We start from the raw sequence: 19,865 nt of genomic DNA, 5'->3' as shown, positions 1-19,865 counted from the left end.
CCGCGTGGATGCGTCGGACATCGAGAAGGACCTGAGCAAGATCCATTACACCGAGGACCAGATCCTCGCGAAGCTCCGGGAACTGGCCGCGCGGATCGAGCAGGACTACGAAGGCAAGGACCTCCTCCTGGTCGGTGTCCTGCGCGGTGCGGTGATGGTGATGGCGGACCTGGCCCGGTCGTTCAGCCGGCACATCGAGATGGACTGGATGGCCATCTCGTCGTACGGGTCGGGGACCAAGTCGTCCGGCGTGGTCCGGATCCAGAAGGACCTGGACACCGACATCACCAACCGGCACGTGCTGATCGTCGAGGACATCATCGACACCGGGCTCACGCTCAGCTGGCTGGTCAGCAACCTCGAGTCGCGCAAACCCGCCTCACTGGAGCTGTGTACCGCGTTCGTGAAGCCGGACGCGGCCAAGATGGCGGTCCCGGTGAAGTACGTCGGCCTGGAACTGCCGGACGAGTTCGTCGTCGGGTACGGGCTCGACTACGCGGAGAAATACCGGAACCTGCGCTGCGTGGCCACGCTCGCACCGCACGTCTACTCCTGATCCGCCGGTCAAGGCAGACTTGGTGACAGCCTGTACAACAGGTCGTACGGTCCATTGGTGACCCTCGTGCCGTGTCGTCTTGTGCGGCACGAGACACTTGGACTGGTGTTACCGTCTCAAGCCCGCAAACCCGGGCCTGCCGAGCTAGGAGGGACGGGGCGTAGGCCTCGATCATGGACGTGAAGCGCATCTTCCGCGGACCCCTGTTCTGGATCGTCGTCGCCTTCTTGGGCGTCCTGGTGATCGGGCAGCTCCTGACCGGCTCGACCGGGTACAAGACCGAGCCCACCGGTCAGGTCGTGCAGCTGATCCAGCAGGCCACCACGTCGTCGGACAAGACGATCAAGTCGATCACGCTGATCGATCCCGACCAGGAGATCCGGGTCGAGAAGACCGACGGGACCAAGGTCCGGGCGCACTGGGTCGACGGCCAGGCGAACGCGCTCGGCCAGTCGGTGCAGAAGCTGTACGACGACAAGAAGATCGAGCGGTACGACGTGGAGAACCCGAAGCCGAGCTTCATCGGCCAGGTGTTCTCGACGCTGATCCCGTTCCTGCTGATCGCGGTGGTGTTCATCTTCCTGATGAACTCGATGCAGGGCGGCGGCTCCCGGGTGATGAGCTTCGCCAAGTCGAAGGCCAAGCTGATCACCAAGGACACCCCGAAGACGACCTTCGCGGACGTGGCCGGCTGTGACGAGGCGATCGAGGAGCTCGGCGAGATCAAGGAATTCCTGCAGGAGCCGGGCAAGTTCCAGGCGGTCGGCGCGAAGATCCCGAAGGGCGTGCTGCTCTACGGCCAGCCCGGTACCGGTAAGACGCTGCTGGCCCGCGCGGTCGCCGGTGAGGCCGGCGTGCCGTTCTACTCGATCTCCGGTTCGGACTTCGTCGAGATGTTCGTCGGTGTCGGCGCCTCCCGGGTCCGCGACCTGTTCGAGCAGGCCAAGACCAACGCCCCGGCGATCGTGTTCATCGACGAGATCGACGCCGTCGGCCGGCACCGTGGTGCGGGTCTCGGCGGCGGTCACGACGAGCGCGAGCAGACGCTGAACCAGTTGCTGGTCGAGATGGACGGCTTCGACGTCCGCGGCGGCGTGATCCTGATCGCGGCCACCAACCGGCCCGACGTGCTCGACCCGGCGCTGCTGCGGCCCGGCCGGTTCGACCGGCAGATCGCCGTCGACGCGCCGGACCTGCCCGGTCGCGAGCAGATCCTGAAGGTGCACGCCCGCGGCAAGCCGATGGCCCCCGACGTGGACCTGACCGCCGTCGCCCGCCGTACCCCGGGCTTCACCGGTGCCGACCTGGCCAACGTGCTGAACGAGGCCGCCCTGCTGACCGCCCGGTCGAACCAGCAGGTGATCGACAACAAGGCCCTGGACGAGGCGATCGACCGGGTCATCGCCGGACCGCAGCGCCGGACCCGGCTGATGTCGGACAAGGAGAAGGTGCTGACGGCGTACCACGAGGGCGGCCACGCCCTGGTCGCCGCCGCGCTGCCGCACTCCGACCCGGTCCAGAAGGTGACGATCCTGCCGCGCGGCCGCGCGCTCGGCTACACGATGGTGATGCCGGACGAGGACAAGTACTCGACCACCCGGTCGGAGATGCTGGACAAGCTGGCCTACATGCTCGGCGGCCGGGCGGCCGAGGAGATGGTCTTCCACGACCCGACCACCGGCGCCAGCAACGACATCGAGAAGGCGACCGCACTGGCCCGGGCGATGGTCACGCAGTACGGCATGACCGAGCGGCTCGGCGCGATCAAGTTCGGCCAGGACAGCAGCGAGCCGTTCCTGGGCCGCGACCTGGGCAGCCAGCGGAACTACTCCGAGGAGATCGCGGCCGCGGTCGACGAGGAGGTCGGCAAGCTGATCCTGAACGCGCACCAGGAGGCCTTCGACATCCTGGTCGAGAACCGCGCGGTGCTGGACCACCTGGTCGAGGAACTGCTGGAGAAGGAGACCCTCGACAAGCACGAGATCGCCCGGGTCTTCGCGCCGGTGCGCAAGCGCGAGCGGCGGCCGGCCTGGACCGGATCGTCCACCCGGGTGCCGTCCGACCTGCCGCCGGTGATGCCGGTGCCGTCGCGCGGCGACCAGAACGGGTCGCTGTCCGACGTCCTGCCGGGCGGCGCGGTCGGCCCGGACGAGGCGGTCAAGCCGCCGAACTACGGCAGCGGCCCGACGCCGCCGAACAAGGAGTGAACCCGAGCAACGCCGCCCAGCCGGGCGGCGTTGTCGTTTCACCGGCCGGGTGGCGGCGGCCCTGCGCGCACGGCCGGACGGTACCGTGCCGGGGTCGGGTTCCCGTGGTTGCTGGAGGAGTGGCCGGATGACGTCGCCGAAGTTCGATCATGCGCGGGCCGAGCGGGCGGTCCGGGAGTTGCTGATCGCGATCGGGGAGGATCCCGACCGCGAAGGGCTCAAGGAGACCCCGGCCCGGGTGGCACGGTCGTACGCCGAGATGACCGGGGGACTGGACCAGCGGGCCGAGGACGTGCTCACCACCACGTTCGACATCGGCCACGACGAGATGGTGCTGGTGAAGGACATCGAGGTGTGGAGCCTGTGTGAGCACCACCTGGTGCCGTTCACCGGTGTCGCGCACATCGGCTACATCCCGAGCCGGGAAGGCCGGATCACCGGGCTGTCGAAGCTGGCCCGGCTGGTCGACGTGTACGCGAAGCGGCCGCAGGTCCAGGAACGGCTGACCACGCAGGTCGCCGAGTCGCTGGTGGAGCTTCTCGAGCCGCGAGGGGTGATCGTGGTGATCGAGTGCGAGCACCTGTGCATGACGATGCGCGGCGTCCGCAAACCCGGCGCCAAGACGATCACCTCCGCCGTTCGCGGCCAGCTCCGCAACCCGGTGACCCGCGCCGAGGCGATGAGTCTGATCGTCGGCTGACCGCTCGCCCGTAGCCTCCGGACCCGTTGTCTCGTTGTGATGTGAAAAGCGGGTACCTGTGGACAATCTGTCGCTGAGCGTTTACTTTCCGTAGTGGTGCTTGGCCAAACGGGACCAGGTGCCTGCGTGAGGAGGACAGGATGTCAGGGCGTTACCGGGTCGGCGCCGCACTCGCCGGGGCCGTCGTACTGACCGCGGCCGGTCTGGCCGCGGCCAACTGGGCCAACGCCGATTCCGGCAGCGGGGACAAGACCGCGCGGAGCGGTCCGGTCGACCAGGTGACCGTCGAGCCGCCGCTGATCGCCGAAACGCTGGAGAACGAGCTCGGATCCCGGGCCGTGGGCAGCTACTACGACGACGCCGGTGAGCTGGTCGTCGCGGTGTCCGATCCGGCCACCGCCCAGCTGGTCCGCGAGGCCGGTGCGATCCCCAAGCTCGTCCGCTTCACCGCCGACCAGCTGAACGCCGTACAGTCCGAGCTGGACCGCGTCGCCGCCGGCTCGAGCGCCGGCAAGGTCCGGTCCTGGTACGTCGACCCCATCTCGGGCACCGTGGTCGTCACCGTGCCGAAGGGCGCGCGTGACGTCATCACCGAGCGCTTCCTCCGCCGGGCCGAGGCGAACGGCGACAAGGTGACGGTGCGGACCGCGACGGGCCGGGTGACCACGACCGCCGACGACTTCAGCCTGCGGGGCGGGGTCCAGGTCGACAAGAACACCGGGTACCTCTGCTCGCTCGGGTTCAACGCCCGGACGACGAAGGGCACCCGGATCTTCCTGACCGCGGGGCACTGCACGGCGGGCAAGCCGTCGTTCTCGCGGAACGGGTACGTGCTCGGCAACACCCGGACGTCGAGTTTCCCCGGCAACGACTACGGCTCGGTCGGTGTGATCGAGGGCTGGGACCAGCAGGGGTACGTCGAGGGCTGGGGAGCCGGGAACGTCGCGGTCAAGGGGATCGCGAACGCCACCATCGGGTCGAAGCTGTGCAAGTCGGGCAAGACGACCGGCTGGACCTGCGGGAAGATCGTCGCGCGGAACGTGACGGTGAACTACGGGAGCAACCGGGTGGTCCGCGGGTTGTTCCAGCACACCGCGTGCGTGGAGAGCGGCGACTCCGGCGGGGCGAACATGACGGGCAACTACGCCCAGGGGATCACGAGTGGTGCGGCGCTGATCGACGGCAAATGCCTGGAGAAGTACGGCCAGCCCAACGAGTCCTACTCCCAACCAGTAGCCGAAGCCCTCAACGGCACCAAGTCCCGCCTCATCCTCAGCAACTGACCGCCCCCCGCCGGCAAGCCGGCGGGTGGTGTGGAGACCCGTGGGCGAAGCCTTCAACGGCACCAGGTCTCGCCTCATCCTCAGCAACTGACCGCCGCCGCCGGCAAGCCGGCGGGTGGTGTGCAGACCCGTGGGCGAAGCCTTCAACGGCACCAGGTCCCGCCTCATCCTCAGCAGCTAACCGCCCCCGCCAGCAAGCCGGCGGGTGGTGTGGAGACCCGTGCCCGTAGCCCTCAACGGCACCAGGTCTCGCCTCATCCTCAGCAATTGACCGCCCCCGCCGGCAAGCCGGCGGGTGATGACCAGACCCGTGGGCGAAGCCTTCAACGCCACCAAGTCGCGCCTCATCCTCAGCACCTGACCGGCTTCGCCGGTGGGCCCGGTGGGTGGGGTGGGGACCGGTGGGGCGGTCCTCGGCGCTGGCCGGTGCTGCCTCGTTCTCGGCGACTGAGCGAGTCCGGCGGCACGGTGAGGGACGGTGCTGGTGGGGGTTGGGGGTGGGGGCTACTACGGTGGGTGGGTGGGAACCGAGTCGCGGGTTTTTGTCGAGGGGCTTCCGGTGGTGGATCGGTGCCTCGTGATGGGTGTGGTCAACGTGACGCCGGATTCGTTCTCGGACGGTGGGGAGTGGTTCGAGCCGGCCGCGGCGATCAAGCACGGGCGGGAACTGCTGGCCGAGGGCGCGGACCTGCTCGACGTCGGCGGCGAGTCGACGCGGCCCGGGGCCGAGCGCCCCGCGCCGGAGGAGGAGATCCGCCGGGTCCTCCCGGTGATCGAGGCGCTCGCGGCCGACGGTGCGCTGATCTCGGTCGACACCATGCGGGCGGGAGTTGCGGCGCTCGCCCTCGACGCCGGGGCGGTGATGATCAACGACGTGTCCGGCGGCCAGGCCGACCCCGACATGCTTCCGCTGGTGGCGGAGCGCCGTACGCCGTATGTCTGCATGCACTGGCGTGGGCACTCGATCGACATGCAGAACAGGGCCGAGTACGACGACGTGGTCGCCGAGGTGATCGCGGAACTGGGCGAGCGGATCGAGGCGATGCGCCATGCCGGCGTCGACCTGAACCGGGTCGCCCTCGACCCCGGACTGGGTTTCGCGAAGAACGCCGACCACAACTGGGAGATCCTGCGCCGGCTGCGGGAATTCGCCGTACTGGAAAGACCGTTGCTGATCGGTGCGTCCCGGAAGGCGTTCCTCGGTAGGCTGCTCGCCGACGAGCAGACCGGTGAACCCAGACCGGCCGTACGACGAGACGACGCGAGCGCGGCAGTTTCCGCCCTGGCCGCCGCCGCGGGTGCCTGGTGTGTCCGGGCGCACGCGGTGGCACCGAGCGCGGACGCGGTCCGGGTGGCGAAGAGATGGGGAGCGGTATGACGGACGGACCCGGCGGTCCGCGGCAGGGCGCCGGAGGCGAGGGCGCGGCCCGCGGCGCGACGGTGGAGAACGTCGTGCTGACCGCCAACACCGCGTTCTACAACGCGTTCGAGGCCGGGGACCTGGATCTGATGGCGGCGGTCTGGCTGCCCGAGCCGGACCCGGTCTGCATCCATCCGGGGAACGCGGCGATCTACGGGTACGCCGAGATGATGCGGGCGTGGGCGATGATCTTCGCCAACACGCCGTACATCCAGTTCTTCCTGACCGACGTGCAGGTTCGGGTGGATGAAGACGTGGCGTACGTCACGTGTACGGAGAATGTCCTGTCGTCGGGGGAAGGCGCCCCCGAGGAGGGATTCGCCGGTGGCAAGGCGCTGGCGACGAACGTCTTCCGCAAAACTCCTTCCGGCTGGCGGTTGTGGATCCACCATGCCTCACCGGTACTGTCGTCTGGGGGCCGACAGGAGGAGGCGCCGTGAGCGAGCGGAGCGAGGTCACCATCGAGCACAGCGTTCTGCCTCCTGACGTGATCGAGATCCGGGGCATCCGGGGGTTCGGGCGCCACGGGGTGTTCGAGCACGAGCGGGCCGACGGACAGGAGTTCGTCGTCGACGTCCGGCTGGAGCTGGACACCCGGCCCGCGGCGGCCTCCGACGACCTGGCCGACACCGTGAACTACGGGGTGGTGGCCGAGCGGGTGCACCAGGCGATCGAGAGCGATCCGGTGGACCTGATCGAGACCCTCGCCCAGCGCATCGCGGACCTGTGCCTCGCCGACCGGCGGGTGACGGCGACCGCGGTGACGATCCACAAACCCTCGGCACCGATCACGGTGCCGTTCGACGACGTTGTCCTGACCGTGCAGCGCAGAGCCGGAGAATTCACGTGACTGAGACCCCTAGTCCCCACGTCATCGACGCGGACACCCTGAGCGGTGGCCTCAAACCGATCCGCCAGGTGATCCTGTCGCTCGGCAGCAACCTCGGCGACCGTGAGGCGAACCTGCAGGGCGCGGTCGACGCGCTGCGGGACACCCCGGACGTCGTGGTGGTCGAGGTCTCCCCGGTCTACGAGACCGAACCGGTCGGCGGGCCGGCCGAGTCCGGTCCGTACCTGAACATCGTACTGCTGGCCGACACCACGCTGCCGGTGGAGATGCTGCTGGACCGCGCGCACGCGATCGAGCAGGCGTTCGGCCGGGAGCGCAGCGTGCCGGGCGCGCCGCGGACGCTGGACGTCGACCTGATCACGTACGGCCAGAAGACGATCGAGTCCGAGGAACTGACCGTGCCGCATCCGCGGGCGCACGAGCGGGCGTTCGTGCTCGCGCCCTGGCTCGACATCGAGCCGGACGCGGTGCTGCCCGGGCACGGACCGGTGGCCGAACTGCTGGCCAAGGTCGGCTCCGAGGGCGTGACCAAGCTCGACATCGAGCTGCAGTAGTGGTGTCCGGCGGTCCCGAGCCCGGCCGGGCGCGTGACGACGGGCGTGACAACGGGCGCAGAAACGGGCGCAGAAACGGGCGCCGAAACGGGCCCGGCAAGGAGCCGCCGCGCCCGGGTTCGGTCAGGCCGACCTCGCGGTGGCTGCTGGTCGCGATCGCCGTCCTCGGGGCGGCGATCGGCCTGACCATGGTCACGGCGATCGAGTCCGGCGGCGGCGTCGCCCCGTCGGTGTCCTGGCTGACGCTGGTCGCCTGGGCGTTCCTGGCCGCCCTGCTGTTCGCCGCGGCCCGCAACACCCATCAGCGGATCCAGGTCCGGCGGGAACGGATCGAGCCGTCCCGCGCGGTGTTCCTGCTGCTGATCGGGAAGGCCAGTGCGTTCGTCGGCGCGTTGTGCACCGGTGTTTACGCAGGGTTCGCGTTATCCTTCCTGGAGGCGGTGAACTCCTCCGGTCCCCGCCACCGTGTGATCATGGCCGGTGCCGCGGCGGTGATCTCTGTGCTGGTCGTCACGGCCGGATTGTTGCTCGAACGTGCGTGTCGTGTTCCCGAGGACCCCGACGAGACCGCCTAACATGTCGGTCCATGGGCTCAAGGGGTAACCGCCGTCGTACCAGGGCCACAGTTCTCGCCGTCGCCAACTCTCTGCTCGTCGTCGTCTGCCTGGGCGTGTCGATCGCCCTGTTCTCGCAGAACGAGTGGATCCTTCGCGCGGCGGCTGTCGTCGCCGTCCTGGTCGCCGTCGGTGCCTCGCTGCTGGTCCGCCACCAACTGCTGGTCGAACGCCTGGCCCACTCCGAGGAACGGGCCCAGGTGGCCCAGGAGTACTCCCGGATCACCAGTGCCCGGGTGGTCGAGAACGCCGAGTTCGTCGACCTGATGCAGCGCCGGCTGGACAAGATCGACGAGCGGCTGGACAAGATCGACCAGGAGGTCGCCACGGTCGTTGCCGCCGGCGACAAACACTCCCAGGCCGAGGCCCCGACCGTGGTCGACCTCAAACTCCGCGGCCTCGCCGCCTCCTGACCGCCTGCCGGCGGCAGTTTGCTGCCACCTCCCCCGCGAGCACCCGCCGCGATGGTGGGCTGAGGCATGGCTTGGTTCCGGCGGAAGAAGACAGTCAGCGGGCCGCAGCGGCGGCCTTGGCTGGATCACGGATTGTCCGGTGGTGAGCGGGTGGACTGCATCCGGTGCGGGCGCGGGCTGACCGTCGTACTGCAGGCGTCGTCGTCGGTCACGGTCACGCACGACGGGATGCTCGACGGGGTTGCGCTGATCTGTACCGCGTGCGGCGAGTTCACCTGTGAGGCATGCTCGCTGCTGGGCGGTTCACACCTGGCGAAATGTCCCGGATGCGCGAATCCCGTCGTACCGCCGATGACTTGATCACCGGTCGGCCCCATACTGCGAGGTGGGGAGGGGATCAGCATGGGGCTGGATGCGAATTACCCGGCGGTGACGATGAACAACCCGATGGGTACGGTCACCGTCTACAACGAGGACCATGTGCCGATCGGGCACCTGGGCCCTCCGCCGTTCCACTCCAGGTCGGTCAACGTGACGTGCCGGCTGAAGGCGTGGGACGACGCGTACTGGTACAGACTGCTCAACCCGGACGGCTGGGAGTTCCCGGCGACCGCTGCCTACGTCTCGGCCGACGAGACCCACGAGCTGAACCCCGGCCAGCCGTATCCCATCCCGGAGTGCCGGAACGTCGGCTGCCGCCGCAAGGCCGGCCAAGCCGTCGCCGCGGGCGTTCTCGCCGCCGGTGCCGCCACGGCGATCCGGTCGTGGCGCCGTAGATCGGACAGCCCCGGCACGACTTGAGGTGGTCGCGTAGGTTCGGGGCCGTGGACATCTCCGAACTGCTGAAGATCGCCGAGGCCGCCGTCGACGAGGGCCGGAAGGTGACCGACTCGCGTCCGCCGGGGGAGCTGACCGCCAAGGGCGACCGGGACATGGCGTCCGAGGTGGACTTCGCGGTGGAGCGTGCGGTCCGGGCCTTCCTGGAGCGGGAGACACCGGACATCGGCGTACTGGGCGAGGAGGAGGGCGGCGCGACCGGCGGGACCCGATGGGTGCTCGACCCGATCGACGGGACGGTGAACTTCGTCCACGGCGCGCCGCTGTGGGGTATCTCGCTCGGCCTGATCGCGGACGGCCGCGCGGTGGCCGGCGTAATCGACCAGCCGATGCTGCGAACGCGGTACGCCGCGGCCGAGGGTCACGGCGCGACCTGCAACGGCGTCCCGATCCGCGGCAGTGACTGCACCCGGCTGTCCGACGCGTTGGTTGCCGTGGGCGACTACGCGGTCGGGCCGAACGCGGAGGTGCAGAACGCCGAGCGGCTGGCGCTGACCGGCCTGCTGCACCCGCGGGTCCAGCGGATCCGGATGATCGGTACGGCGGCGACCGCGCTGACCTGGGTCGCGGCCGGCCACTTCGACGCGATGGTGATGTTCTCCAACAAGCCCTGGGACACCATGGCCGGTGTCGCCATCGCCCGCGAGGCAGGCGTCGTCGTCCTCGACCTGGACGGTACGGACCACACCCCGGACTCCCGCGGCACGTTCGCCGTCTCCGCCGGCATCCGCGAGCCGATGCTGGACCTGATCGGCCAGGCGATCGGCTGACCCGGTGTCCGGAAGGCACGCCCGCCGACGAACGTCTACTTGTCGATGTCGCCGACGACGAAGAACATGCTGCCGAGGATGGCGATCATGTCGGGGATGACGGTGCCGGGGAGCAGCGCGGGGAGCGCGGAGATGTTGTTGAAGCTGGCCGACCGCAGCTTGAGCCGCCACGGGGTCTTGTCGCCGCGGGAGACCAGGTAGTAGCCGTTGATGCCGAGCGGGTTCTCGGTCCAGGCGTACGTCTGGCCCTCGGGCACCTTGAGGATCTTCGGCAGCCGGACGTTGACCGGCCCGGCCGGCAGGGACGACAGCTTGCCGATGCAGGCGTCGACCAGGTCGAGCGAGACCTTCACCTGTTCGAGCAGCACCCAGAACCGCGCGAAGCAGTCGCCTTCCGGCCGGGTGACGACCCGGAGTACGCCGTCGCGCTGCAACTCGTCGTACGCGAGGTAGGGCTCGTCGCGGCGGAGGTCTGCGTCCACCCCGGAAGCGCGCGCGATCGGGCCGGAGACGCCGTACTGCGCGATCAGCTCGGGGGTCAGCCTGCCGACGCCGACGGTGCGGGCGCGGAAGATCTCGTTGCCCATGACAATGTCTTCGATGTCGGGCAGCCGCTTGCGGACCGCGGTGGAGGCCGCCGCGGCGCGACCGAGCCAGCCGTACGGCAGATCCTCCTTGAGGCCGCCGACGCGGTTGAACATGTAGTGCATCCGGCCGCCGGACAGCTCCTCCATCACCGCCTGCAGCGTCTCGCGCTCGCGGAACGCGTAGAAGACCGGGGTGATCGCCCCGAGCTCGAGCGGGTAGGAGCCGAGGAACATCAGGTGGTTGAGGATCCGGTTCAGCTCGGCCAGCAGGGTGCGCAGCCAGACCGCGCGGACCGGGACCTCCAGGCCCATCATCCGCTCGACCGCGAGCACCACGCCGAGCTCGTTGCTGAACGCGGACAGCCAGTCGTGCCGGTTCGCCAGCACGATGATCTGGCGGTAGTCGCGGACCTCGAACAGCTTCTCCGCGCCGCGGTGCATGTAGCCGATGATCGGCTCGCAGCCGACGATGCGCTCGCCGTCCAGGGTCAGCCGGAGCCGGAGCACGCCATGGGTGGCCGGGTGCTGCGGGCCGATGTTGAGCACCATGTCGGTGGTCGCCAGCTCCGAGCCGGTCCCGGTCCCGCCCCGCTCGTACGCGGGGTCGAATCCGGCGGCCCCCGCCCCAATTCCCACCACTCTTTCGGTACTCATGCCCCTAGTGTGCCGTGGGTGGCGCAGCTTGGCGCTGCTGACGCCCAGGTACGCACCTCGCTGCGTTGGAGGAGCATCCACGATGAACCCCGCATCGAGGACGCTCCTCCGCCTTGCGATGCACGCACCTGGACGCCAGCATCACTCAAGCTGCGCCACCCACGGCACACTTTCGTGACAGGCTTGACCCGTGGATGACCTCTTCGCACCCTCGGATGTCAGCTGGACGCCGGTCTCGCCGAAGCTGGCCGCGGTGCGCCGGCTGAACGCGGCGATCACGTTCGGCGTGCTCGGGCTGCTCGCCCTCCTGGTTCTCGGGCTGACCATCGGCTGGACGTACGGCGTCCTGGCGCTGGTCGTGCTCGCGGCCGGTTTCGGCTGGTCGTGGGTGCTGATCGGGCGGAACCAGCAGTCCTGGAAGTACGCCGAGCGCGAGGACGAACTGCTGGTCAGCCACGGGATCCTGTTCCGCGAGCTGGTGGTGGTGCCGTACGGGCGGATGCAGTTCGTCGACGTGACGGCCGGGCCGCTGGAGCGGGCGTTCGGGATCGCGACGGTCGAGCTGCACACCGCGACCCCGGCGACCGACGCGAAGATCCCGGGGTTGCATCCGGACGAGGCGAGCCGGCTGCGCGACCGTCTGTCCGCGCTCGGCCAGGCCCAGGCGTGGGGCCTGTGACGGAGCCGGCGCCCGGGCCGTACGACGCCCCCGGGCCACAGACCACCCAGCAGAGCACCCAGCCGCTGACCGCGCAGCCCCCGGGGCTGCCGTCGCCGGGAGAGCCCGCCGGGGCGCGGTTGCACCCGTTGACGCCGTTCGTGAAGGGCTGGGGGTACTTCGTCGTCGCGGCGATCGCGATGGTGAACAACGAGAGCCTGCGCAGCAATCTCGAGCTGGCCGGCCTCGGCCTGGTCGGGGTACTGATCGGCGGCATCCTGCTCGGCGCGCTGTCGTGGTGGTTCACCAAGTGGCAGCTGACCGACGACGCGATCCGGGTGGACAGTGGGTTCCTGTTCCGCCGGACCCGGATCATCCGGTTCGACCGGATCCAGGCGATCGACGTCGCGCAGCCGTTCGTCGCCCGCCTGTTCGGGATGGCCGAGCTGCGGATGGACGTGGCCGGCGGCGGCAAGAGCGACGGCAAGCTGAGCTACTTCAGGTACGGCGAGGCCGTCGACCTCCGCACCATCCTGCTGGTCCGGGCCAAGGGCGGGCAGGCCGTCGAGCACACCCAGCAGCCCGAGTCCGAGCCGATCCTGGTGGTCCCGACGAACCGCCTGCTCGGCGCGACCCTGCTGTCGTCGACGGTCATCGGTAGCGCCGGTGGTCTGGTCTGGCTGATCGTCGCCACCACTGTGCTGGACTTCCACATCGGTCTGTTCGCCGGTCTGCCGCTGTTGCTGGGTGTCGTGCAGCCGATTTGGAAGCAGGTCGTCGGCAACCACGGCTTCACGCTGTCCGAGAGCCACCACGGACTGCGGACGAAGCGCGGCCTGTTCGACGTCCAGCGGCAGACCGTGCCGCCTGGTCGCGTCCAGGGCCTGCTGATCACCGAGCCGATCGTCTGGCGGTTGCTCGGTTGGGCCCGCGTGGAGCTCGACATCGCGGGTGTGGCGGGCAATCCCGCCGAGGGCGAGGACGACCGCGAGGGTGCACAGCTCCTCCCGGTGGGAGACCGTGACGAAGTCGCGTTCGTGCTCGCACGCATCCTGCCCGGGCTCGACCTGTCCCGCATCGTGATGCATCAAGCGCCCGAGCGGGCCAAGTGGCTGCGTCCGATCGGCTGGCGCTACCTCTCGTACGGCCACGACGAGCAGGTGCTCGTGACCACGCGCGGCTGGGTGAGCCGTCGTACGTCGATCGTGCTGCACCACAAGACCCAGTCGGTGCGCCTCGAACAGGGCCCTCTCCAGCGGCGCCTGGGCCTCGCCAATGTCCACGTGGACACGCCCCTCGGCCCGACCGATGCGATCGCCCTGCATCGCGACCAGTTCGAGGCTGCGCAGCTCTTGGAGGCTCAGGCGGACAGGGCGCGCGAAGCGCGTCGTACGGTGCCCTCGCCGGCTGCTGTCCATACCCAGCCGAACCCGCCGAGGCCGGACGGGTCCAGCAGTTCGGCGGCCTCTCCGGCGGACGACAGCTCGGCCACGTAGCGCAGCGGTTCCGTCTGGGCCAGGTCGAGGCTCGGACGGGCCGCGCTCACTCCGAGCGCCCGCAAGGCGTCCCTCTGGAGTACGAGCTTCCCACCCAGCGAGTCCAGCGCCACGTGGGCGGTCACGTCGCACGAGCCGTCCAGCACCGGGTCACACTCGCGTCCGGCCCGGAAGCCCGTCACAGTCCCGTACGGCGGACGACCGGCCCGCACATGCCCATAGTCGATCGCGACCGCCATCCCACCCTCCTCGAGCCGCTCGACCACCGACGCCCACGCGAGGTCGCGAGTCCTGCCGATCTCGGCCCGATCACCTGGCTGCCGCAACGGCCACCACTCCTCGAGCCAGCCCAGGTCGTTGCCCGAGACAACATCCCCGAGAGACAGATCGGCCAGGAGATACCGCGGTACGCCGTCCTCGTCCAGCTCGGCGATGTCACACGGCACGTTGTCCAGCCACTCGTTGGCGACGGCCAGTCCGGTGATCGACGACGGCAGCTCGTCGTCCAGCTCCACCTCGACGACCGACAGCCCCTCGGCTCGCAGTACGTGGCCCAGCTCGCCCGACCCTGAACCGATGTCCACCACCTCCGCAGCACCCACCGCACGCGCCAGCCGCGCCAGTGCCTGCCCGAACAAGGCTGACGCGTGCACAGACGTCCGAAAATGCGCAGCCGGCCGCTCCCGCCGATAGAACCCGTCAGGTCCGTAGAGAGCGGTCTCCCAGGCCTCGCGAAAGGTGATCACAGCCGGACCGCGTCGGCCGACGTCGGCTCCACGACCCATGGCACAAGGACGGTGACATGTGGCGGGATCAACTCCGTCAGTGGAACGTGCGGTCGCGCTGTCGACCGGGACACCGACCGCCAGCGGTGGGTGTAGTCGGCCAGTTCGGGAACTGTGATCAGGATCGCGGTCAATCCGGTCCGGGCAGCCCACGCATCGCTCACCACGGCATGCTCTCATCACCTAGGCTGAAGATGGATCGTCTGGTACCCCGCGCGGGACTGGAACGAAGAGAGTGAGCATGGAACGGATCGGCTTGATCGGAGCCGGCCGGGCCGGAACCGCCCTGGGAGCAGCCTTGGCGGCCGCCGGGCATCCCCTGGTCGGTGTCACCGCACGGTCGAGCGCGTCACGGGAACGCGCCGCCCGGCTCCTGCCCCATGTGCCGGTGCTGACGCCCGACGAGGTGACGGCCCGCGCCGATGTGGTCCTGATCGCCGTACCGGACGACCTGATCCAGCACGTCGTCCACCAGCTACCACTCACCAGCGGCCAGTACGTCGTCCACCTGTCGGGTGCACACGGCCTCGAGCCACTCCGAGCGTCGAAGGCCGTCCCAGTGGCCCTGCATCCGGCCATGACGTTCCCGGGCGGTGCGGTCAGCCTGGAGGGTGTCATGTTCACGGCGACCGCGCCGGACGGCGCCAGGGAGATCGTCGAGCGGCTGGTGAAGGCGCTCGGGGCGCAGGTGCAGTGGGTGGCGGAGGAGGATCGCGCGCACTACCACGCGGGTCTCGTGCACGGCGCGAACCACCTGACAACGCTGGTCACCCAGGCCCTCGCCGTACTGCGGGAGGCGGGGGTGGCGGACCCGGCCGCGACACTCCGGCCACTGGTGACCGCAACCCTCGACAACACGCTGCGATCCGGTCATCATGCGCTCACCGGGCCGATCGCCCGGGGCGATGTCGACACGGTGGCAGCACATCTGGCCGGACTGCGAGACCGGACGGCGAGCACGTACGCCGAACTGGCCCGGGCCACGGTGGAGCTGGCCGCGGCCGACGGACGGCTGGACCCGGACACGGCGGCCCGGTTCGAAAAGGTGCTGAACGGGGAACCAGGCGAGCGGGATCGGACAGGGGAGGCACCGCGATGAGACTCACCCAGACCAAGGCCGAACTGCGGGCGGCGGCCGCGATCCGGCCCCGGGCGGTCGTGATGACGATGGGCGCCCTGCACGAAGGCCATGCGGCCCTCCTCGCCGAGGCCCGGGAGCGGGTCGGTCCGGAGGGCAGTGTCGTCCTCACCATCTTCGTGAACCCGTTGCAGTTCGGGCCGTCCGAGGACTTCGACCGGTATCCGCGCACGCTGGCCAGCGACCTGGCGATCGCCAAGAACGAGGGCGTCGACCTGGTCTTCAACCCGTCCCGCGACGAGCTGTACCCGAACGAGCCGTCCATCACGGTGCATCCGGGTCCGCTGGCCGACGAGCTCGAGGGTGTGTTCCGGCCGGGCCACTTCGCCGGCGTACTGACGGTGGTGGCGAAGCTGCTGCACCTGACCGCGCCCGACCTGGCGTTGTTCGGCGAGAAGGACTACCAGCAGCTCACGCTGATCCGCGAGATGGTGTGCGACCTGGACTGGGACGTCGACATCGTGCCGGTGCCGACCGTCCGCGAAGCCGACGGCCTCGCCATGTCCTCACGCAACCGCTACCTCGACGAGACCGAGCGCGACGAGGCGCTGGTGCTGTACCGGGCGCTGACTGCCGGGGCGAAGGCGGGGATGAACGGTCCGGACGCGGTGATGGCCGCCGCCCAGGCCGAGCTGGAAGCGGTCCCGTCGGTCAAGATCGACTATCTCGCCCTGCGCGCACCGGACCTCGGCCCGGTGATCGGCCCCGGCGAGGCCCGGATGCTGATCGCCGCCCGGGTCGGCACCACCCGTCTCATTGACAACATTTCCATCACCCTTCGATGAATTCGGTTGATACCGTCGCGGGATGACTGTGCTTTTGGCCGGGCCTTCGGCGCCGGCGGGGTCACGGGGCTCTGACTCCCGGCCTTCCCTCGTCGCTCCAGTCGCTTCGCTCCCTCCGCTCCTCAGTCCAGGCCGGGGGCCCATGATCGGGCTCCCTGCGCTCCTCAGTCCAGGCCGGGAGGCCCCGTGACCGCACCCGCTGTGCCGCAACGGCTGGCCGCGCCCGAACCGGGCTGGACCGACACCGTCGACGTGGTGGTGATCGGATCCGGTATCGCCGGGCTGACCGCCGCCCTCAAGGCCCGTGAGCTCGGTTCCGTACTGGTGGTGACGAAGGACGTCGTCGCCTCCGGTTCGACCCAGTGGGCCCAGGGCGGGATCGCCGCCGCCCTCGATCCGGAGGACTCCCCGGAGGAGCATCTGCACGACACGCTGGTCGCCGGCGCCGGTCTGTGCGACCCGGACGCGGTACGGGCGCTGGTCACCGAGGGCCCCGACGCCGTCCGTGACCTGATCGAGCTGGGGGCCCGGTTCGATACCCTCGCCGACGGTGACCTGTCGCTGACGCGGGAAGGCGGGCATCTCCGCAACCGGATCGCGCACGCCGGCGGTGACGCGACCGGCGCCGAGATCGAACGGGCGCTCGTCGCCGCGGTGAAACGGGCCGACGACATCCGGCTGATCGAGCACGCGCTCGTCATCGACCTGCTGACCGCCGAGGACGGCGCCGTCGCCGGTGTGACACTGCACGTGATGGGCGAGGGGCAGTTGGACGGTGTCGGGGCGATCCGCAGCCGGGCGGTGATCCTCGCGTCCGGTGGCATCGGTCAGTTGTACGCCGCGACGACCAATCCCAGCGTGTCCACGGGGGACGGGATGGCGCTGGCGTTGCGGGCCGGGGCGAAGGTGCGCGACCTGGAGTTCGTGCAGTTCCACCCGACCGTGCTGTGGCTGGGCAAGAGCGCGAAAGGCCAGCAGCCGTTGGTGTCCGAGGCGGTCCGCGGCGAGGGTGCGTTCCTGGTCGACCACGAGGGCAACCGGTTCATGCAGGGTCAGCACCAGCTCGCCGACCTGGCGCCGCGCGACGTGGTGGCGAAGGCGATCATGCGGCAGATGCTTGCCACTGGCAAGGATCATGTCTTCCTCGACGCGCGGCACTTCGGCGACGAGAAGTGGCGGGTCCGGTTCCCCACCATCCTGGCGTCCTGCCGGTCGCACGGGATCGACCCGGTCCGTGAGCTGATCCCGGTCGCGCCCGCCTGTCACTATTCGTCCGGCGGCGTGTGGACCGACCTCGACGGTCAGACGTCGGTGCCCGGTCTGTTCGCCTGCGGTGAGGTCGCGTGCACCGGTGTGCACGGCGCCAACCGCCTCGCGTCGAACTCGCTGCTGGAAGGTCTCGTCTTCGCCCGCCGGATCGCCGCCCGGCTGGCCGACGGGCTCCCCGCCTTGCGTGAGCCGGTCGCCGACACCCGCGTGTCCGGGCTGGTCGACGCGGACGTCGTACCCGAGCTGCAGCGGGTGATGACGGTTGGCGCCGGTGTCATCCGCAGCGCGACCGGACTGTCGGAGGCGGGTGCGACACTCGGCAAGCTGATCGAGCAGCCGGCCGGTGAGCCGGGTACGCCGGCCTGGGAGGCGACGAACCTGGCCACGGTGGCGTCCGCGCTGATCGCCGCCGCGACCGCGCGCGAGGAGAGCCGCGGCTCGCACTGGCGCGAGGACCACCCCGATCGCGACGACCAACACTGGTTGGGCAATCTGGACCTGACCTTGCCCGCCGAGGGCGAGCAGGCACTTCCGCGGACCACGTTCGTTCCGCACGAAACCGAGGAGAATGCCCAGCATGGATGAGACTGTCGACCGGCAATGGGTCGCTGACCTCGTGCGGGCCACGATCGAGGAGGACCTGGCCGGCGGCGTGGACGTCACGACGACGGCCACCATCGACGCGGACCAGATCTCGGTCGCCGAACTCGTCGCCCGGGCCGACGGGGTAGTGGCGGGCCTGGAGATCGCCGAGCTGGTGATCCGGCTGGTCGCCGCGCCGGACGAGGTCGAGCTCGAGTACTCCGTCACCGACGGAGCTGCCGTGCGCAAGGGCGACGTACTGATGACGATCCGCGGCAAGACGCGGCAGTTGCTCACGGCCGAGCGCACCGCGCTCAACCTGCTGTGCCACCTCTCCGGTGTCGCCACGCTGACCCGTCGATGGGTGGACGCGGTCGAGGGCACCGGCGCGGTGATCCGCGACACCCGCAAGACGATGCCGCTGCTGCGCTCGCTGGAGAAGTACGCGGTCCGCTGCGGCGGCGGCAAGAATCACCGGATGGGCCTGTCCGACGCGGCGCTGATCAAGGACAACCACGTGATCGCGGCCGGCGGGGTCGCCGAGGCGTTCCGCCTGGTCCGCAAGGCGTATCCCGATCTCGCGGTCGAGGTGGAAGTGGACTCGGTCGACGACGCGCTGATCGCGGTCGAGTCCGGCGCCGAGCTGATCCTGCTCGACAACATGGATCTTCCGCTGCTCCGGGAGGCGGTCGAGAAGGTGGCCGGGCGCGCCAAGCTGGAGGCGTCCGGCGGTCTCACCCTGGACCGGGCCCGCGCGGTGGCGGAGACCGGCGTCGACTACCTCGCGGTCGGTGCGCTGACGCACTCGGCGCCGGTGCTCGACATCGCCCTGGACCTGCGGACCGCGGCGAATCCCGAGGACGCCTGATGCTCCTCGCCGTCGCCGTCGAGAACACCCGGACCCTGGTCGGTCTGGTCTTCGAGGGCACGGTCAAACGGCACTGGTGGGTCGGCACGGATCCCCGGCGTACGGCGGACGAGTGGGCGGTCCTGTTGCAGGGACTGCTGGCGGGGGAGTCGCCGGTGTCCGGGATCGCGGTGTGTTCCGCCGTACCGCACGTGCTGCACGAGTTGCGCGACGTGGTCTCCCGGTATTACCACGACGTGCCGAGTGTGGTGGTCGAGCCCGGCGTCAAGACCGGGTTGCCGGTGCTGGTGGACAACCCGCGTGAGGTCGGCACCGACCGGATCGCCAACGCGCTCGCGGCGGTCCACCTGTACGGCGCTCCGTGCATCGTCGTCGACGTGGGTACGGCGATCACCATCGACGTGGTCAACCCGGCCGGCGCCTTCAGCGGCGGAGTGATTGCCCCCGGCATCGAAACCGCGACGGACGCGCTCGGGAACGCGGCCGCCCAGTTGCGCCGGGTCGAACTGGTCAGGCCACGTTCGGTGGTCGCGAAGAACACCGTCGAAGCGCTGCAGTCCGGTGCGATCCACGGCTTCGCCGCACTGGTCGACGGCCTCGTCGGGCGGATCCGCGCGGAGCAGTCCCTGGACGAGTCCGCCGCCGTCGTCCTCACCGGCGCGTTGGCGCCGTTGCTGGCCGAGCAACTCTCCACGCCGGTTCGCAACGAACCGCTACTGACGCTGCACGGTCTGTACCGGGCGTTTGCCCGGAACAACTAGACCGGCCGGTGCCGGATTGCCCGTTCGGGCATAACCTCTTGTGCGTCGGTTGCGGCCGGGATCACCATGGGGTGAACG

22 protein-coding genes and 1 pseudogene are annotated in these 19,865 nt (G+C 69.7%); 20 read left to right on the top strand and 3 right to left on the bottom strand.

Translation table 11 applies throughout. From position 1 onward, the window contains the following. The first annotated feature begins 4 nt into the window (after positions 1 to 4). The 13 genes from hpt to ACYVOK_RS03240 all read left to right on the top strand — a co-directional run bounded on the left by hpt (position 5) and on the right by ACYVOK_RS03240 (position 10,204). Positions 5 to 556 carry a hypoxanthine phosphoribosyltransferase gene (gene hpt, locus ACYVOK_RS03300; RefSeq protein WP_460660711.1) on the top strand — a complete coding sequence of 184 codons (552 nt, stop codon included), beginning with the start codon at positions 5 to 7 and terminating at the stop codon, positions 554 to 556. A gap of 173 nt (positions 557 to 729) precedes the next feature. Beyond that, positions 730 to 2,763, top strand: a complete 2,034-nt coding sequence (gene ftsH, locus ACYVOK_RS03295; protein WP_460660710.1) for an ATP-dependent zinc metalloprotease FtsH — start codon at positions 730 to 732, stop codon at positions 2,761 to 2,763. A 127-nt stretch (positions 2,764 to 2,890) separates the two neighbouring features. Beyond that, entirely contained in the window at positions 2,891 to 3,463 is a 573-nt protein-coding gene (folE, locus tag ACYVOK_RS03290; protein ID WP_460660709.1) for a GTP cyclohydrolase I FolE, read from the top strand. Positions 3,464 to 3,603: 140 nt separating this feature from the next. After that, positions 3,604 to 4,746 (top strand): S1 family peptidase, encoded by a 1,143-nt coding sequence (locus ACYVOK_RS03285; RefSeq protein WP_460660708.1) that lies wholly within the window; start codon positions 3,604 to 3,606, stop codon positions 4,744 to 4,746. 580 nt (positions 4,747 to 5,326) lie between these two features. Beyond that, entirely contained in the window at positions 5,327 to 6,124 is a 798-nt protein-coding gene (gene folP, locus ACYVOK_RS03280; RefSeq protein WP_460660778.1) for a dihydropteroate synthase, read from the top strand. After that, positions 6,121 to 6,606 carry a nuclear transport factor 2 family protein gene (locus ACYVOK_RS03275; protein WP_460660707.1) on the top strand — a complete coding sequence of 162 codons (486 nt, stop codon included), beginning with the start codon at positions 6,121 to 6,123 and terminating at the stop codon, positions 6,604 to 6,606. Before folP ends, ACYVOK_RS03275 begins: the two co-directional genes overlap by 4 nt. After that, complete coding sequence (gene folB / locus ACYVOK_RS03270; protein ID WP_460660706.1) at positions 6,603 to 7,016, top strand: dihydroneopterin aldolase; 414 nt, start codon at positions 6,603 to 6,605, stop codon at positions 7,014 to 7,016. Before ACYVOK_RS03275 ends, folB begins: the two co-directional genes overlap by 4 nt. Then, complete coding sequence (folK, locus tag ACYVOK_RS03265; protein ID WP_460660705.1) at positions 7,013 to 7,570, top strand: 2-amino-4-hydroxy-6-hydroxymethyldihydropteridine diphosphokinase; 558 nt, start codon at positions 7,013 to 7,015, stop codon at positions 7,568 to 7,570. The genes folB and folK overlap by 4 nt, the downstream gene beginning before the upstream one ends. A gap of 2 nt (positions 7,571 to 7,572) precedes the next feature. Then, positions 7,573 to 8,145 carry a DUF3180 domain-containing protein gene (locus ACYVOK_RS03260; protein WP_460660704.1) on the top strand — a complete coding sequence of 191 codons (573 nt, stop codon included), beginning with the start codon at positions 7,573 to 7,575 and terminating at the stop codon, positions 8,143 to 8,145. Positions 8,146 to 8,156: 11 nt separating this feature from the next. After that, entirely contained in the window at positions 8,157 to 8,597 is a 441-nt protein-coding gene (locus ACYVOK_RS03255) for a hypothetical protein (RefSeq protein WP_460660703.1), read from the top strand. 66 nt (positions 8,598 to 8,663) lie between these two features. Further along, positions 8,664 to 8,957, top strand: coding sequence for a hypothetical protein (locus ACYVOK_RS03250; protein ID WP_460660702.1), 294 nt, complete (start codon positions 8,664 to 8,666; stop codon positions 8,955 to 8,957). A gap of 42 nt (positions 8,958 to 8,999) precedes the next feature. Then, positions 9,000 to 9,398: a hypothetical protein gene (locus ACYVOK_RS03245; RefSeq protein ID WP_460660701.1), complete on the top strand. Its 399-nt coding sequence runs from the start codon at positions 9,000 to 9,002 to the stop codon at positions 9,396 to 9,398. Positions 9,399 to 9,421: 23 nt separating this feature from the next. After that, positions 9,422 to 10,204 carry an inositol monophosphatase family protein gene (locus tag ACYVOK_RS03240; protein ID WP_460660700.1) on the top strand — a complete coding sequence of 261 codons (783 nt, stop codon included), beginning with the start codon at positions 9,422 to 9,424 and terminating at the stop codon, positions 10,202 to 10,204. A 35-nt stretch (positions 10,205 to 10,239) separates the two neighbouring features. Here ACYVOK_RS03240 and ACYVOK_RS03235 read toward each other — a convergent pair whose 3' ends face one another. Continuing rightward, complete coding sequence (locus ACYVOK_RS03235) at positions 10,240 to 11,445, bottom strand: NADH-quinone oxidoreductase subunit D (RefSeq protein WP_460660699.1); 1,206 nt, start codon at positions 11,443 to 11,445, stop codon at positions 10,240 to 10,242. 190 nt (positions 11,446 to 11,635) lie between these two features. Here ACYVOK_RS03235 and ACYVOK_RS03230 point away from each other — a divergent pair, with 190 nt between their 5' ends. Then, positions 11,636 to 12,124 (top strand): PH domain-containing protein, encoded by a 489-nt coding sequence (locus ACYVOK_RS03230; RefSeq protein ID WP_460660698.1) that lies wholly within the window; start codon positions 11,636 to 11,638, stop codon positions 12,122 to 12,124. After that, positions 12,121 to 13,599: a PH domain-containing protein gene (locus ACYVOK_RS03225; RefSeq protein ID WP_460660697.1), complete on the top strand. Its 1,479-nt coding sequence runs from the start codon at positions 12,121 to 12,123 to the stop codon at positions 13,597 to 13,599. Before ACYVOK_RS03230 ends, ACYVOK_RS03225 begins: the two co-directional genes overlap by 4 nt. A gap of 107 nt (positions 13,600 to 13,706) precedes the next feature. Here ACYVOK_RS03225 and ACYVOK_RS03220 read toward each other — a convergent pair. Next, positions 13,707 to 14,384 (bottom strand): annotated as a pseudogene (locus ACYVOK_RS03220) (SAM-dependent methyltransferase); the annotation flags it as partial. Continuing rightward, positions 14,342 to 14,548: a hypothetical protein gene (locus ACYVOK_RS03215; protein WP_460660696.1), complete on the bottom strand. Its 207-nt coding sequence runs from the start codon at positions 14,546 to 14,548 to the stop codon at positions 14,342 to 14,344. The gene ACYVOK_RS03215 and the pseudogene ACYVOK_RS03220, both read right to left, overlap by 43 nt. A 77-nt stretch (positions 14,549 to 14,625) precedes the next feature. Here ACYVOK_RS03215 and ACYVOK_RS03210 point away from each other — a divergent pair, with 77 nt between their 5' ends. From ACYVOK_RS03210 to ACYVOK_RS03190, 5 genes are all read left to right on the top strand, one after another. Continuing rightward, complete coding sequence (locus tag ACYVOK_RS03210; RefSeq protein ID WP_460660695.1) at positions 14,626 to 15,483, top strand: Rossmann-like and DUF2520 domain-containing protein; 858 nt, start codon at positions 14,626 to 14,628, stop codon at positions 15,481 to 15,483. Continuing rightward, the gene (gene panC / locus ACYVOK_RS03205) at positions 15,480 to 16,307 is read left to right on the top strand and encodes a pantoate--beta-alanine ligase (RefSeq protein WP_460660694.1); all 828 of its coding nucleotides are present in this window, start codon (positions 15,480 to 15,482) and stop codon (positions 16,305 to 16,307) included. The genes ACYVOK_RS03210 and panC overlap by 4 nt, the downstream gene beginning before the upstream one ends. A 186-nt stretch (positions 16,308 to 16,493) precedes the next feature. Then, entirely contained in the window at positions 16,494 to 18,161 is a 1,668-nt protein-coding gene (locus ACYVOK_RS03200; protein ID WP_460660693.1) for an L-aspartate oxidase, read from the top strand. Beyond that, complete coding sequence (nadC, locus tag ACYVOK_RS03195; RefSeq protein WP_460660692.1) at positions 18,154 to 19,026, top strand: carboxylating nicotinate-nucleotide diphosphorylase; 873 nt, start codon at positions 18,154 to 18,156, stop codon at positions 19,024 to 19,026. Before ACYVOK_RS03200 ends, nadC begins: the two co-directional genes overlap by 8 nt. After that, entirely contained in the window at positions 19,026 to 19,787 is a 762-nt protein-coding gene (locus tag ACYVOK_RS03190) for a type III pantothenate kinase (protein WP_460660691.1), read from the top strand. Before nadC ends, ACYVOK_RS03190 begins: the two co-directional genes overlap by 1 nt. The last annotated feature ends 78 nt before the right edge of the window (positions 19,788 to 19,865 follow it).

It is taken from the genome of Kribbella swartbergensis, assembly GCF_054784135.1.
Note: the sequence above shows the minus strand (reverse complement) of the source record. Positions and strands in the feature narration are given on the sequence as shown.